Origin of the sequence: Nitrosovibrio sp. Nv6 (genome assembly GCF_900110495.1) — a bacterium.
Lineage (GTDB): Bacteria > Pseudomonadota > Gammaproteobacteria > Burkholderiales > Nitrosomonadaceae > Nitrosospira.
In genome coordinates this window covers 101208-115023 of the sequence record NZ_FODX01000001.1, presented here as the reverse complement: position 1 = coordinate 115023, position 13816 = coordinate 101208, and the positions used below count along the sequence as shown (strand labels likewise).

Here is a 13816-nt window from a genome sequence, read left to right as displayed (position 1 = left end):
AGCGTACGGATCAAGGCGCGACGATCATTATAGTGGGCTATTATCTTTCTGATTTTCAACGCTCGCTTCTGAAGCCCGAGCTTCGTACTGACTGACATTGATTCTTGAGAGGAGGCGGCATCATGCCACTCTTTATCTCGAGATATCGGTAGCTGGATATAAGTGCGTTCATGCCGCTATACACGGATAAGCCGTGACATTGACGGCACCGGGTTATCTTAAACGTCAATCACGGAGGCATTCGCAATGGGAACCATAGAAATTCCTGAACAGCATCAAACGCAGCAACCAGGCCTGGAAACAGAGATGGAACCTCGGCCTGACTCGACTGTTGAGGGATACAAAGGCAGTGGAAAGCTGAAATCCAAGGTTGCGATTATTACCGGCGGGGATAGCGGTATCGGGCGTGCTGTAGCTGTCGCCTTTGCCAAAGAAGGAGCGGATATAGTCGTTGCCTACTTCAATGAGCACGAAGATGCGAATGATACAAAAGACGAAATCGAGCAGTGCGGGAGAAAATGTCTGTTAATTGCTGGAGACGTAGGAGATGAAAAATTCTGCAAGGAAGTCGTGGCAAAGGCGGCCGACGTTTTGGGCCAAATCGACATCCTGGTGAACAATGCCGCGGAGCAACACGTTCGCGAAAGCATTCTTGATATCGATAATGCGCAGCTCGAAAAAACTTTCCGCACAAACATATTTTCGATGTTCCACATGGTGAAGGCTGCGCTTCCCCATCTTAAAAAGGGAGCGCGCATAATTAACACGACTTCGGTAACAGCCTATAAGGGAAGCCCGCACCTGCTTGATTACTCCACCACAAAAGGCGCAATCGTTTCGTTCACCCGATCGTTGTCGCTACAGTTGATCGAGCGTGGAATACATGTTAACGCCGTGGCTCCTGGTCCAATATGGACACCTTTAATACCATCCACTTTTCCGCCCGAGAAAGTCGGCAGTTTCGGAAAAGATGTCCCGATAAAACGGCCTGGACAACCTGACGAGGTAGCGCCCTGTTATGTTTTTCTAGCCTCTCAGGACTGCTCATACATGGCAGGACAAGTGCTTCATCCGAATGGGGGCACTGTAATAAATGGGTAAAAAATAGGATGTCGTTAGCGATTCCCCGTTGGGAGCAGTCACAGATATGGGAAGAGGCCATGCCGGGATCAATGCTTGCAACGAACATCTTGTTCGACTTGCGCGAGGCTTGTCTGTCCAATTAATAATACCGTTATCGATCCGGTTGATCGAATCTCTCCCAAACGCGAGCGGCACCCCAAAGTACGAACGCAGTTTCACCACTTTGCGGCGTTTCTGCCCAAACGGTGTCTTGATATGAATTTGGTGACAGGTGGCGCAGGATTTATCGGCTCACATCTCGTACAGCAATTAATCAACGCCCACGAACCCGTGCGAGTGCTTGAACACCCCTCTGCAGTGGTAAATCATTTACCCCTAGACTATATTGAACTTGTTCGAGCAGATATTCGCGACCTGGGCGCGATGTGCAATGCTACACGTGGATGCGAGCATGTCTACCACTTGGCTGCCGATCCAAATCTTTGGCGGCACAAACGTCGTGAATATGACGAGATTAATCATATCGGCGCCCTCAACGTCATGCGGGCTGCACTCGACAACGGAGTGAGCCGAGCGTTGTATGTAAGCACTGAAAGTATTCTCGCATCGGATCAATCCAATGGTGGAACCGCTGAGCCCGCACGCTTTCGTGAAAAGGACATGGTCGGGCCTTACTGCCTGAGCAAATTCCGCGCGGAACAAGCTGTGTTCCAACTTGCCGAGGCGGGCGCTCCAGTGATCGTATGTAGCCCGACATTGCCCATCGGACCTGGAGATCGAAATAAAACGCCTCCAACTCGCCTTTCGGTTGCATTCTGTCAAGGAAAGATTCCGGCATATCTTGATTGTCGATTGAACCTGATTGACGTGCGCGACGTGGCTGACGGGTTGGTGCGTGCGATGCAACAAGGCCGGGCTGGCGTCCGGTATTTACTTGGTGGATACAACTATCGGTTGATCGAGTGGCTTCAAGTTCTTGGACGTATCGTGAATCGTCCGGTCCCAAAATGGGCCATTCCCTATCCGGCGGCGCTTGCAGTTGGTTGGTTCAGTGAGCTGTGGGCCGACCACATCTCGCATTGCATGCCTATGACAACCATCACGGGGGTCCGGCTTACAAAACGTTCCATACACATCGATCCCTCAGAAACCTTTGCCGAACTTGGTTTGAAGTCGCGGCCCATAGAGGAATCAGCAAGGGATGCTGTGCACTGGTATCGACAACAGCATTGGATCTGACTCGGTGAAATCGCCATCTGGTTGCGGTAAGTGCCATGCTCTGATCTATCGGGAATATGTTATCGATGCAGAGTCCAAAAACCGCTTCATCAACAGCGTTGTTTCCCGATGTATCGTCCCGGTTGTGGAGGATGATTTGCTGATCACAGGCCGGAATCCCGAAAGCCCCATGCGTTAGGTAGGGCCGAGGTCAAGAAACTCGAAGAGACGGCACGATAAGCTGCGCACCAGCATACGCGGGACTGAACACCTGATCTTTATGCAACAAATGTTTGAACATGAGTAGAAAGGAGGGTTTATGAAAAATGATTTAATTATGTACATTGCCGGAATATCTTTGATTGCTCAGGTATCTTTTGCTGATACCACGGTGGCGTTAGCCAACGAGCCACAGCCGAATCCCGCAAAGGCCGGGGCGGCTATTGCCGATAATCCGGAATCGATATTTACCCCGGCCAAGTTCTCACTGGATCTGGTCAAACCCGCAGCATTTGATGCTGACCCCCGCCCGAGAACCGACGTTGTTAACCTCGCTGGTAATCATCATTGGTATTTGTTCATGAAACCGGGGCAATCCGATTTTACGTTCGCCGGTAAAACAGGTATTGCGTACCCTATTCCTATCAATACGAAGCTGACTTTCGTCGACGCCACGGCCGGTGTTGCAGTTGCGGAAGCTGTTCTGCCTCCGGACAAGGTGGTCAGAAACTACAAGGTGAACTTGACCCCTGGAAAGCTGTACCGTATCGACGTGAAGGACAAAGCCGGGTTCGCCATTGATTGGGAGCCGCAATTTACCATGACACACGTCAACCAGGAATTGAAGAAACCTTCGCCATTTAGCGACAGCTATGCCGCTTATTTCTACGTACCGAAAAACACCAGCGTGATAGGCGGGTACTGGAAGAATATTGGAGCGCGCATCGTTGATCCGAAAGGTACTGTTGTGTTGGCAAACACAACAGAGAACACCTACTTCTCATATCCCGTCCCGGAGGGAATGGATGGGAAGATATGGAAACTCGAACAATGTGCCAATAATTGTTATCTGATGACCGTACCTCCGCAAATCGCGCGTCATCCACGAGAGCTGCTTTTGCCTAAAGAAGTTGTTAAAGCAGACAAACTGAACTAAGCTTTGGGCTAGGGGCAGTTGGGCTAGCCGGAAGCTTATTCAGAGCAGGGAAGATCTGCTCGTTTTGCTTTTATAGATGACCTTACCGGCCGCATTACTTGGCACCGCATACAATTACTGTAAATAAAGTAGACGATCGGATCTCCAGGCTGAGGAACAGGAGTAGCATACTATGTTCAATTTAGGGTCCATGTTCAACTTAGGCCCCTCTGAGCCTGTAGTGGGCAAAGCGAACATTCTGATGGAATGTTCTGCCACAAAGGTATTCAAATATATCGGCGAAGACCTTTTTTTGAATTATCCCAAATGGTCGCCGGAGGTCAAAGAGCTTGAGCAGCTCGGCGACGGCCCTGTGAAGCTGGGAACGATTGCGAGGCAGGTTCGTGTCGACCAGGGACACCGGTCGGAATCGAAGTTCAGGATAACGATTTATGAACCCTATAGGCGCTTGGCCTTCGCTGGCCTCTCCGAACCTTTTCGCTGTATTTACGAGTTGCAGGATGACCGTGATGGAAAGTCGGTCAAACTGCAATTTACGTTTGAATTACTTGAGATCCAGGTATTTATGCGGCCGTTTGAGCCATTGGTCCGCACCGCCGTTCAGGATGGCGCGGAACGAACGGTGCGAAACATAAAACGTCTGGTTGAGTCCGAGGGCGCTGCGACCGGCTGACCTGACTAGATCTCTCTTAATTAAAAAGTTCGGGTTTCCGCGCCCCTATCCACATATTGGACTGCCCGGCGAAATTAATGGTTGTATAGCTTGACCATCCAGTTTTCGGTAAAAAAGGATTTTACTTATGACTCAGGAAGCGTCCATAAGCGCTAATTCGATGAAAATAGAAGATGACCGGCCGCTATGGGATGTTGTACTCGGGATCTACGGCTATCCCGCGTTACTGCTGGCGCATAAACTGAAGGTCTTTCCCCTGCTCGCCGATGGGGCGCTGACGCTGCCCGCCATCTGCGACAAGCTGAACATAAAGAGGCGGCCCGCCGAAGCCATTTTAACAACTGCAACAGCGCTTGGCTTCTTGTCCCTGCAAGATGAACGCTATTCGCTCACCCCGGTCGCAGAGCATTATCTACTGGAAACGAGCCCCAACTATTTTGGTTTCTTTTGGGATTTGATGATAGATGATGATCAAGTTCATTCATTTGCGAGCCTGAAAAGGGCGGTCCTCACGGATACCCCCCAGGTTTACGGGGGATCGGCCATCTATGGATCTCATGAGGATCAGGCTGAGCAAGTGCGCCGGTTTACCCGCGGCATGTACAGTTTCAGTATTACATCCGCATTCTGCTGGCCGGACGTTCTGGATCTATCCAGTCACCGGACAATGCTCGATATTGGCGGAAGCTCGGGCGCGCATTCTATTGGTGCCGTATCGAAGTTGCCGAATCTACAGGCAATAGTTTTCGATTTTCCACAGGTATGCGAAGTCGCTAAAGAATTCATCGGCCAGCACAACCTGCAGGGCCGTATTAGGACGTGCGAAGGCGACATGTGGAGTGATCCCCTGCCTTCGGCCGATCTACACTTTTATTCCTCCGTCTATAATGACTGGCCGTCGGATAAATGTAATTTTCTTACGGCAAAGAGCTTTAATAGCCTTCCATCCGGAGGGCGTATCATCATTCATGGAATGCTCTATAACGACAAGAAAACCGGCCCTTTCGCGACCGCTGCCTTCAGCATGTTAATGATGGGGTGGACAGAGGGTGAGTCTTATTCTGCCCCCGAGCTGTCCACCATGTTGTCAGAAGCCGGGTTTCATGACATTCAGATATACCCCGCTTTCGGCTACTATAGCTTGGTTACAGGGGTCAAGCCTTAGAACCCTGACCATCTGCAAAGCCCCTAGCGCGCAGTTGGTAAACTCGGACATTACTTTTTCAGAATTCCTTCAAAACGCCGCGTTACACAAGGTTTGATCACCTGATTACAAGGTTCGAGTTCGTGCTTTAGATCCGCCCCCGGTTCTTACAGGCATTCATCTTCACTGCCCTTTGTTTGGCTTGAATCCCAACTTCTTCATCGCCGGAACTATTGACTGCTTTGTAGCGTCGTAGTCCGACCATGGATTGTTGCCTTTATCAAGGCGCTCATGGATATTGGACGCAGACCAGCGCGCACCACTGGTAAGCGACTCCAGCTCTTCCCAAGACACGGGTACGGATACGCCCAAGCCAGGACGTGCACGTACCGACCAGGCGGATACGGTCGTTGCACCGAAACCATTGCGGAGATAATCAACGAAAATTTTTCCGACGCGGTTGCGCGGTCCGCTTTTTGCAACGAAACGCTGCGGTATGGTTTCGGCCAGATGTTGAACGATGGCTTGAGAAAAGTCTTTTACGGTATCCCAATCGCGCAGTCTTTTGATCGGCACGATAACGTGCAAGCCCTTTCCCCCACTGGTTTTCAGAAAAGACTTCAACCCCAATTCCTTGAGGAATACGTAAACAAGCTGCGCCGACTCCTGCATGAGCGGCCACTTCACACCTTCACCGGGATCGAGATCGAACGTCATTCTGTCAGGCTTGCCAATAGCATTTTTTGTGGCGTTCCAGGTATGAAACTCGATCACATTCATTTGAGCAGCTGATAACAAACCCTCAGCAGTTTCAATTTCGAGCAGTGACTCATGCTCCGGATCCAGGGCGGGATCAAGCTGGCTCACTCCCGGCATGTTTTCTTTTTCCCAATGCTTCTGAAAAAACAGTTGACCCGATATCCCTTCCGGCGCGCGCACAAGTGATACCGGTCTCGCTTTGAGGTGCTCAAGCATTAAAGGAGCGACCAATGAGTAGTAACGAATGAGGTCAATTTTCTTGAACCCTGTAGACGGGTCAATCACGCGGTCAGGATTTGTTATCTTCAGCGACGACGAGAGAGAAGCTGGTTTCGCTGGTTTCGCTGCGTCGATATGCATCGGTTTCTCGCGAATAATGGATTCTGCTTTCTTGTCCGATCTTAAGCCATGAAAAACTGAATGGCGAATATGACCGCCCCGCGTCCATTCGCCAAAGGAAACTTCAGCCACTAGTGCTGGCTTGATCCAATGGGCCTTTTTATCGATGCCGCTCCCTTCAACGAAGGGACAACGCCGAGCAGGAACCTTGTCCAGATTCGCTTTAAGGTCTCGAAGCGTTTTATCGCTAAATCCGGCGCCTACATTTCCAGCATATTGGAGTTTCTTGTCCTCATCATAAAAGCCGAGCAGAAGCGAGCCTATCCCTGTTCGGGAACCCTTCGGATCCGTATAGCCGCCAATGACAAATTCCTGACGTTGCTTGCACTTCAGCTTTATCCACTCGGAAGAGCGGCGCGAGACATAAGTCGAGGTTTTACGCTTGCCGATAACGCCTTCCAGTCCAAGACGGCACGCGGAGGCAACAATGTCGTGGGGTGACGCATCGAAAATGTCGCTGAAGCGTATTTTTTCAGGAGGTGTCTCAAGAAGCGTTTTCAGCAATTCTCTACGCTCAACAAGAGGAACGCCTCTCAAGTCATATCCATCATAGAACGGTACATCAAAGAAATAATAGATAATGCCTTGCGTGCGCGAACTGTCGAATGCGTTTTGCAGAGCCTGGAAGTCCGGTATGCCTTTTTCATTCAATACCACGAGTTCGCCATCGAGCCACCCAGGCTTCAACTTCATTTTACTTATTGCTTCTACCAGGCCCGGCATTTTATGAGACCAGTCATGTCCATTGCGGGTAAAAATCCTGACCGCTCGGGCGTCTATTCTCGTCAGCATTCGATAACCGTCGAACTTGATTTCATAGATCCACTCATCCGCATCATTGGGAGGTCCATCTACGAGCGTGGCCAGTTGAGGCCGCAACGTATGGGGAAGATCAGCTTTAACCGCGTTTTCCGGCAAGCCCGGTTTTTGTTTTTTCCTGGATGGCCCTCGTCTGGTACCGGAAGATCCTGTACTTGCCGGTTCTTCAATTTTCCGAGTCGCGGGGCGTTCAAGCTTGGCAACACTCTCGGGCATTTCATCCACCACGCTATAATCGCTTGACGGACGGACATATTCATCTTTTTCTTTAATAAGCAGCCAGGCCTCCTGCTTTTCTTCTTCCTTGCTTCTCATGCGGACTAATGCCCAGTGCCCCTTCAGTTTGTGCCCGCGCAATTCAAATTTCAGCTTTCCGCCACGATAGCCCTTATGAGGATCTTCAAGAGGAACCCAGGTTCCTTTATCCCAGATAATGACTTTACCCGCGCCATACTGTCCCGGTGGAATTTCGCCTTCAAAACTATTGTAGGAAACAGGATGGTCTTCAACATGAACTGCCATTCGTTTGTCATTTGGGTCGAAGCTGGGTCCTTTCGGGACAGCCCAACTTTTCATGGCTCCGTCGAGTTCAAGTCTGAAGTCGTAATGCAAGCGGGTTGCCCAGTGCTTCTGGACGACAAACGACAAAGCCGTCCCGTCTGCCTTACCGCTATTACTGATGCCGGAGGGTTCTGAAGTTACAGTAAAATCACGTTTGGCGCGGTAGGTTTTGAGTGAATCGGATTTGGCCATGGGCTTACATCACGCGCGGCGCTTGCGTGTACCTCTGGCGTGGCCCGGTACGGGATCTGCTCCAGCCTTCGTCGACTTTCTCCCGGTTGTCGTGCCCCTATCTTCTTCATCTTTGTCTTCGCCCTTCTTCAGGCTGCGCTGGAGCAATTCGGTCAGGTCCAGAATCTGTGCGCTGCTACGCGCGGCTTCGGCTTCCTCTGGTTGAGCAACAGTTTGTATGTCGCCCGTTTCGACCTTCTCATGCACGAGCTTCATGATTTCATCCTTGAACGAATCACGAAATTGCTCAGGATGCCATTTGCCGCTCATGTCCATCACCAATTGCTCAGCCATTTTCAGTTCTTTATCGTTAATGCCCGCCTCTTCAGCTCCCTCTGGAGGAAAACTCAATTTTTCCCAGCTGCGTATTTCGTCCCCCCATCGCAACAGATTCAGCACGAGCGCGGGACCTGATGGCACGAGCGCAGCCAGATGCTGCCTGGTCTGTATAACCACCCGGGCAATACCGACTCGCCGGGTTTTGAGAAGGGCCTCGCGCAAGAGCGCATAAACCTTGCCTCCCTTGTTGATCGGAACGATATAGTAGGACCGTTCAAGATAAACGAATGGAATGTCGGTGGCCGGGACAAACATTTCGATTTCAATCGTTTGCGTGGCTTTTGGATAAGCAGCCGCGATCTCCTCCTGACTCAGAACCACATACTGCCCATCCTCATATTCGATTCCCTTGACAATATTTTCCTTGTCGATTTCTTTCCCGGTCTTCTTGTTAATGCGCTTGTATCCGACCGGATCCATGCTGCGCTTGTCCAGCCAGTCGAAATCCAGTCCCTGCTCCGAAGTCGCGGAATGAAGGGCTACAGGTATATGCACCAGGCCGAAGCTGATAGCGCCCTTCCATAACGACCGACTGCTTGTAGTTGAAGTAGCCATTGTTTCGTTTTCAGTAAAGATAACGTCCCAAACCAAAATCGGGCACCGATCAAACGCGTTGATACTGATACTGCTGACCAGCCACCGCGACTTAAGCGCCTTTAAACACACCTCAAGAATAATCATGGTCTGTCCTCACCTTGATGTCTGTGCGGTCGCGTACCAAGGTTAATTGCCTACCAGCCTGTGGGACTTGAAGAATCGAAGCGAAAAAGTGACTGGGTGAGGACAGATTTTTGAGGATTTAAGGCCAATAGTTATTCTATTGGCCAAAAAAGCGGCGAAATATGGACCAGCCAGACGCTTTTGCAGCAGATTTCCTTTAAGTCCGACAGGCTGCTAGTGTGTTCTTTCGTACGGAACGATCAGCTCGCGAATGAGACATTGTTCATTTCGATCGGACACAGCCATAGACGACGCCGATTCATGAAGCAGGGGGCCGCGAATACCGTCGGGTACATTTTGCAAATACTTTTCTAAGGATTGAATAATATGGATTATTTTAACCTGCTACAATGGCCCGCCATGGTGATCAACATACTTTCAGTCTGGCTGCTGACATATCAATCCAGGCATAAGCGTCATGCCGGCTTTCTGTGCTCGCTCCTCAGCAATGGCTTGTGGATTCTCTGGGGATGGCATGTTCAAGCCTTCGCGGTTATCGGCCTCCAGGTTGCTCTGGCCACGCTTAATGTTCGCGGTGTCCGCAAAACCGAGTAAGGAAAGCACAAGTGCCGGGCCATCAATAGCAGCGCCGTTTTCTCCTTTTTCCGCCAATGCTCCCCTTGTTTAAGCAAAGGGAAGTTCAAAACATGGAAAAATCACTGGCAATTCGAGGAAGCAAAATTTTCCTGATATCCGGGATCGGCTGCCTGACTCTGGTGGTTGCTTTTAACAATGTGGTTGATTATCAGTCAAACTTCCTGTTTGTTCAGCATGTAATGTCGATGGATACCGTTTATCCTGGAAATGCGCTGAAACATCGCGCTATCACCGAACCTCTTCTACATTCCATAACCTACGGATTCATTATATTTACAGAATTTGCAATTGCCATATTATGCCTTTCAGGCGCGTTGCGGCTTCTTCGGCATATCAAAAGCGACCCCCCGACGTTTGATAAGGCGAAATTTCTGTCCGTCCTCGGGTTGTCCTGCGGCTTTGGATTGTGGTTTTTCGGTTTTATGGTGATTGGAGGGGAATGGTTCTGCATGTGGCAGTCGCCGGACTGGAATGGTCAGGAATCCGCATTCCGGTTTGTGGTTTCTATTGTCCTGGTGCTTATTTACGTCGCGCAAAGTGATAAAATCGCCGCATCGGCAACAACGTGAAAATTCAGGCCCTCCGCAAAATGGAAGCGGAAAACCAGCGCGAATACCGCGGTCAATGCTTGCCATATTCTGTTATTCTGCCTTTTCCGACTGCGTTGACTAACATCGATAAAATCATCTGCGCTTCACTGAGGCGTCCACCGACTGAAGAGTATTGCCGCATCCCCAAGCTGATCGGCGTCAATTTACCGTAAAGAGAGACTACGGCAGGTGCAGCGATAATCGATAGCCTGCAAAAACCAAGTTATGCGAACCCTATATACCTACTGCATGCTTTTTCCCCGGCGCACGGCTTATGTCCTGATTGCGCTGCTGGCGGCTGGCGTTGCTGAAGGGCTCAGTCTGACGGCGCTTCTTCCGTTGCTTTCAACCGCCGTGGGCGATACCGCCAACTCCGATGTCGGACGGCGAATCGTGGCGGCCCTCCATAGTATTGGAATTGAGCCGAGTATCGGCGTGATGCTGCTGATTATCGTTGGCGGCATGATCGTCAAGAGCCTCATACTGCTGCTGGCCAACAGGCAGGTTGGCTATACCGTTGCACATGTCGCAACCGCGCTTCGCCTCGAATTGATCGATGCACTGCTGGCCAGCCGGTGGCAGTATTATCTCCGTCAACCCATGGGTTCGCTGGCAAATTCGGTCGCCACCGAGGCATTACGGGCAGCTAATGGGTTTGAGCATAGCGTCACAGTGCTCGCGCTGGCGATACAGGTACTTGTTTATGGGACCGTGGCCATGTTCGTTTCATGGCAGGCAACGCTTACCTCCTTCCTTGTCGGCATCGTGATGCTGCGGCTGCTGAATCAGTTGATCCGCGCCACCCGCCGGGCAGGAAGCAAGCAGACCCAACTGCTGCGGCTCTTGTTGACGTATCTTTCCGATGTGCTGGGATCGGTAAAATCGTTGAAAGCGATGGCGCGAGACAATGTCGCAGATGCCATTCTGCATGATCAAACCCGGCAACTGGAAAAAGCTACCCGGCGCGAAATCATGGCGCGGGAAGCGTTGATGGCCCTGCAGGAGCCCATACTCGCCACCCTTATCGCAATCGGCCTATATCTGGCCCTGGTGGTATGGGATCTTTCAATGGCTGCGGTGATGGTCATGGTCTTCCTGCTCACACGTCTCCTGAGCTTGCTCAATAAAACTCAGCGGAAATATCAGAATCTCATGGCGCAGGAGAGCGCTTACTGGGCTTTGCGCACAGCGATTGACGAGGCGCGCGCTGCGGCGGAAAGAACCACCGGGACGCGGCAGCCCACGTTTCAAAAGGGAATCAGCTTGCGCAATATCGATTTCGATTATGGCGCCAAGCCCATATTCGAAGGTCTCAACCTCGATATTTCCGTCAAATCGTTTACCACGATTGCAGGGCCATCAGGTGTTGGCAAGAGCACAATGCTAGACCTGCTGTGCGGACTGGCTGAGCCCAAATCAGGGGAAATTCTAATAGATGGCGTATCTCTGCGCGAAATCAATCCTCGGGGTTGGCGGCGGATGATCGGTTATGTGTCTCAAGAGAATATCCTGCTTCACGATACCGTCCTCAGCAACATAATCGTGGGCGCCCCCGATCTGGTTGAAGCGGATGCAGAAAGGGCGCTGCGCCAGGCAGGCGCGTGGGATTTTGTTTGCGCACTCCCGGAAGGCTTGAATACTGTAGTCGGCGAGCGTGGAGGACTCCTTTCAGGCGGCCAGCGTCAGCGTATCGCAATTGCCAGGGCGCTGGCTCATCAGCCGCTTTTCCTGCTGCTGGATGAACCGACCAGCGCTCTCGATCCCGAAAGTGAGCGGCTCGTTTGCCAAACCCTGCAGAAGCTCGCACAGAACCTCACTGTGGTTGCCGTATCTCATCAGCCCGCGCTGATCAATGCGGCCGATAACACATACACTCTTTCAAACGGTAAGGTAGAGCGGCTGCAACGCACGCCCGAGGTTGAGGATGCTTCGGATGCGCAATCCATATTACGCAAGGAAGCAACTTCGGCTTCCCGATAAGGTAAGCGCTGCTCAGACCCGGGTTACGCTGCACCCACCGGCAACGTTCGGGGATCGCAACCGGTTAACCTGTCTTTTCAAATACGAAACAGGTTTCACCCCAGTTTTTGGTTGTCTTGAATTTAACCTTCAGGCCCGCCTGTTCCATCAGATGGACGGCTTCCTGCTGCTCTTCAAGCGTTCCCAACTCGACGATGACGGATTTAAGCGACGGATGCTTCAGAACATTCTCCGCGCCCTTGATTATGGGTATCTCTATGCCGTCGACATCTATCTTGATATAGTTGGGGTAAGGGAATCCCCAATTCGCACATAACTCGTCCAGCGTTACCCCAAACATGCCCTGAATGTGGCTGGCCCGTTTTTTCATGTTCTTCAAATCTTCCTTACCGAACTGTGAACGGTTTCCCCCACCGATAAACTTGGGAATATACAGTTTTGAAAAACCGCCCTCTCCGGACACCGCCACACCATAGGCGGTAATATTTTTTTCCAGCCTGTTCAGGTAGATATTTTTATTGAGCAGATAATAGTTGATACACTGAGGTTCAAACGAATACACCTGAATGTCATTTCCATATTTCTTCGCTGGGTATAAGGAATATTGACCGATATTCGCTCCCAGATCAAAGAAGCACGATCCGGGTTCGAAGCTGTCAAGCCAATCCAGGGTATCAGGTTCTTTAATGGAATAAGTTTTCGCCCGTTGCAGAGTCCGAAAATTATCCACCGCGATACGTATGGACTGGCCCTTGACGTTTACCTTTGTGTAACCGCCTTTCAGTCCATAAAGCGCTACAACAAGCCCCGACAGAATATTTGTGAAAAATGAAGACATGTATGCTCGAGCTGTAAATTTACTTGCGGAGAAAAAAGATAGGGGATGCCGAAGGATATCCCGTTTATTTGTTTTAATCCCGAATATTTTTAATTTTTGCGTAGCCTGAAGCTAATGCAATCGTTTTGATTGAGGTCCGCGAAGATGTGGAATGGAATGAACCGAACCAGATACGTTCTACCTCTTAGGCGGAATCCAATCGCTGAGAATGCCGATGTTATAAGGAGAGCCGCTTTCCGCAAGCACCGCTGACGCTTCTTCCATGCTTACGCCCTTCCTCGTCAACAAACTTTTTTTAAGAAACGGGAATTTGAACTCTGTAATAAGCGGCTTCCACAAGTGAAAAGTTGGCTCAATCCACGTGGCAGGTCTTTGATGGTAATCAACTCGAGCCAGGACCGGCTCTAAACCATAAAGCGCGGAAAGGCGAAATCGATGGCGCAACAACCGGGAAAACCCGACCTCGTATTTCCGGATAATGGCAATTTTGAGTTCCAGCACGTCGACTTCCCTGAAGAAACGGATAAATTCCTCGGATTGCACTACATTTTTTTTGCAATAGAGAAAATAAGATTGCAGGTGCGGATGGATATGAAAAGAGTCCGTCATGCCGACAATATCGGCGTCGCAATTTTCAAGTCTCGTGATGATATCCCTGATACTGAAAAGCGGACCGAGAACGCTATCGTTGGCCAAAAGAAGACCGGCG

13 protein-coding genes are annotated in these 13816 nt (G+C 50.6%); 9 read left to right on the top strand and 4 right to left on the bottom strand.

Features of this window, described 5'->3' with window-relative positions; translation table 11 throughout:
- The first annotated feature begins 246 nt into the window (after positions 1 to 246).
- The 6 genes from BMX66_RS00575 (at position 247) to BMX66_RS00555 (ending at position 5295) form a co-directional block, all read left to right on the top strand.
- Positions 247 to 1101: an SDR family oxidoreductase gene (locus BMX66_RS00575; protein ID WP_090877373.1), complete on the top strand. Its 855-nt coding sequence runs from the start codon at positions 247 to 249 to the stop codon at positions 1099 to 1101.
- A 237-nt stretch (positions 1102 to 1338) separates the two neighbouring features.
- Complete coding sequence (locus tag BMX66_RS00570) at positions 1339 to 2322, top strand: NAD-dependent epimerase/dehydratase family protein (RefSeq protein ID WP_090877371.1); 984 nt, start codon at positions 1339 to 1341, stop codon at positions 2320 to 2322.
- A gap of 4 nt (positions 2323 to 2326) precedes the next feature.
- Positions 2327 to 2500 carry a hypothetical protein gene (locus BMX66_RS15510; protein ID WP_158593354.1) on the top strand — a complete coding sequence of 58 codons (174 nt, stop codon included), beginning with the start codon at positions 2327 to 2329 and terminating at the stop codon, positions 2498 to 2500.
- A 120-nt stretch (positions 2501 to 2620) separates the two neighbouring features.
- On the top strand, positions 2621 to 3457 hold the full coding sequence (locus BMX66_RS00565; protein ID WP_090877369.1) for a hypothetical protein: 837 nt from the start codon (positions 2621 to 2623) through the stop codon (positions 3455 to 3457).
- Between the two features lie 172 nt (positions 3458 to 3629).
- Positions 3630 to 4130: an SRPBCC family protein gene (locus BMX66_RS00560; protein WP_090877367.1), complete on the top strand. Its 501-nt coding sequence runs from the start codon at positions 3630 to 3632 to the stop codon at positions 4128 to 4130.
- A gap of 127 nt (positions 4131 to 4257) precedes the next feature.
- Complete coding sequence (locus BMX66_RS00555) at positions 4258 to 5295, top strand: methyltransferase (protein ID WP_090877364.1); 1038 nt, start codon at positions 4258 to 4260, stop codon at positions 5293 to 5295.
- 162 nt (positions 5296 to 5457) lie between these two features.
- Here the strand turns inward: BMX66_RS00555 and ligD are convergent, their stop codons facing one another.
- Together ligD and BMX66_RS00545 are read right to left on the bottom strand one after the other, a co-directional pair.
- On the bottom strand, positions 5458 to 8004 hold the full coding sequence (gene ligD / locus BMX66_RS00550; protein ID WP_090877362.1) for a DNA ligase D: 2547 nt from the start codon (positions 8002 to 8004) through the stop codon (positions 5458 to 5460).
- Between the two features lie 9 nt (positions 8005 to 8013).
- Positions 8014 to 8937: a non-homologous end joining protein Ku gene (locus tag BMX66_RS00545; protein ID WP_090879603.1), complete on the bottom strand. Its 924-nt coding sequence runs from the start codon at positions 8935 to 8937 to the stop codon at positions 8014 to 8016.
- A gap of 492 nt (positions 8938 to 9429) precedes the next feature.
- Between BMX66_RS00545 and BMX66_RS00540 the strand changes: the two genes are divergently transcribed.
- The 3 genes from BMX66_RS00540 (at position 9430) to BMX66_RS00525 (ending at position 12269) form a co-directional block, all read left to right on the top strand.
- A complete protein-coding gene (locus tag BMX66_RS00540; protein ID WP_090877360.1) occupies positions 9430 to 9657 on the top strand; it encodes a hypothetical protein in 228 nt (75 codons plus the stop codon).
- 92 nt (positions 9658 to 9749) lie between these two features.
- Entirely contained in the window at positions 9750 to 10268 is a 519-nt protein-coding gene (locus tag BMX66_RS00535; RefSeq protein WP_090877357.1) for a DUF2165 family protein, read from the top strand.
- A 246-nt stretch (positions 10269 to 10514) separates the two neighbouring features.
- Positions 10515 to 12269, top strand: a complete 1755-nt coding sequence (locus BMX66_RS00525; protein ID WP_090877353.1) for an ABC transporter ATP-binding protein — start codon at positions 10515 to 10517, stop codon at positions 12267 to 12269.
- Positions 12270 to 12333: 64 nt separating this feature from the next.
- Here the strand turns inward: BMX66_RS00525 and BMX66_RS00520 are convergent, their stop codons facing one another.
- Positions 12334 to 13107 (bottom strand): FkbM family methyltransferase, encoded by a 774-nt coding sequence (locus BMX66_RS00520; protein ID WP_090877351.1) that lies wholly within the window; start codon positions 13105 to 13107, stop codon positions 12334 to 12336.
- Between the two features lie 177 nt (positions 13108 to 13284).
- Positions 13285 to 13803, bottom strand: a complete 519-nt coding sequence (locus BMX66_RS15870; RefSeq protein WP_255398729.1) for a rhamnan synthesis F family protein — start codon at positions 13801 to 13803, stop codon at positions 13285 to 13287.
- Between the last annotated feature and the right edge of the window lie 13 nt (positions 13804 to 13816).

Excerpts from the sequence above, each read along its gene's own strand:
- BMX66_RS00520 (WP_090877351.1), bottom strand. The coding sequence starts at position 13,107 with ATGTCTTCATTTTTCACAAATATTCTGTCGGGGCTTGTTGTAGCGCTT.
- BMX66_RS00545 (WP_090879603.1), bottom strand. The coding sequence starts at position 8,937 with ATGGCTACTTCAACTACAAGCAGTCGGTCGTTATGGAAGGGCGCTATC.
- BMX66_RS00535 (WP_090877357.1), top strand. The coding sequence starts at position 9,750 with ATGGAAAAATCACTGGCAATTCGAGGAAGCAAAATTTTCCTGATATCC.
- BMX66_RS00575 (WP_090877373.1), top strand. The coding sequence starts at position 247 with ATGGGAACCATAGAAATTCCTGAACAGCATCAAACGCAGCAACCAGGC.
- ligD (WP_090877362.1), bottom strand. The coding sequence starts at position 8,004 with ATGGCCAAATCCGATTCACTCAAAACCTACCGCGCCAAACGTGATTTT.
- BMX66_RS00565 (WP_090877369.1), top strand. The coding sequence starts at position 2,621 with ATGAAAAATGATTTAATTATGTACATTGCCGGAATATCTTTGATTGCT.
- BMX66_RS00560 (WP_090877367.1), top strand. The coding sequence starts at position 3,630 with ATGTTCAATTTAGGGTCCATGTTCAACTTAGGCCCCTCTGAGCCTGTA.
- BMX66_RS00570 (WP_090877371.1), top strand. The coding sequence starts at position 1,339 with ATGAATTTGGTGACAGGTGGCGCAGGATTTATCGGCTCACATCTCGTA.
- BMX66_RS00555 (WP_090877364.1), top strand. The coding sequence starts at position 4,258 with ATGACTCAGGAAGCGTCCATAAGCGCTAATTCGATGAAAATAGAAGAT.
- BMX66_RS00540 (WP_090877360.1), top strand. The coding sequence starts at position 9,430 with ATGGATTATTTTAACCTGCTACAATGGCCCGCCATGGTGATCAACATA.
- BMX66_RS00525 (WP_090877353.1), top strand. The coding sequence starts at position 10,515 with ATGCGAACCCTATATACCTACTGCATGCTTTTTCCCCGGCGCACGGCT.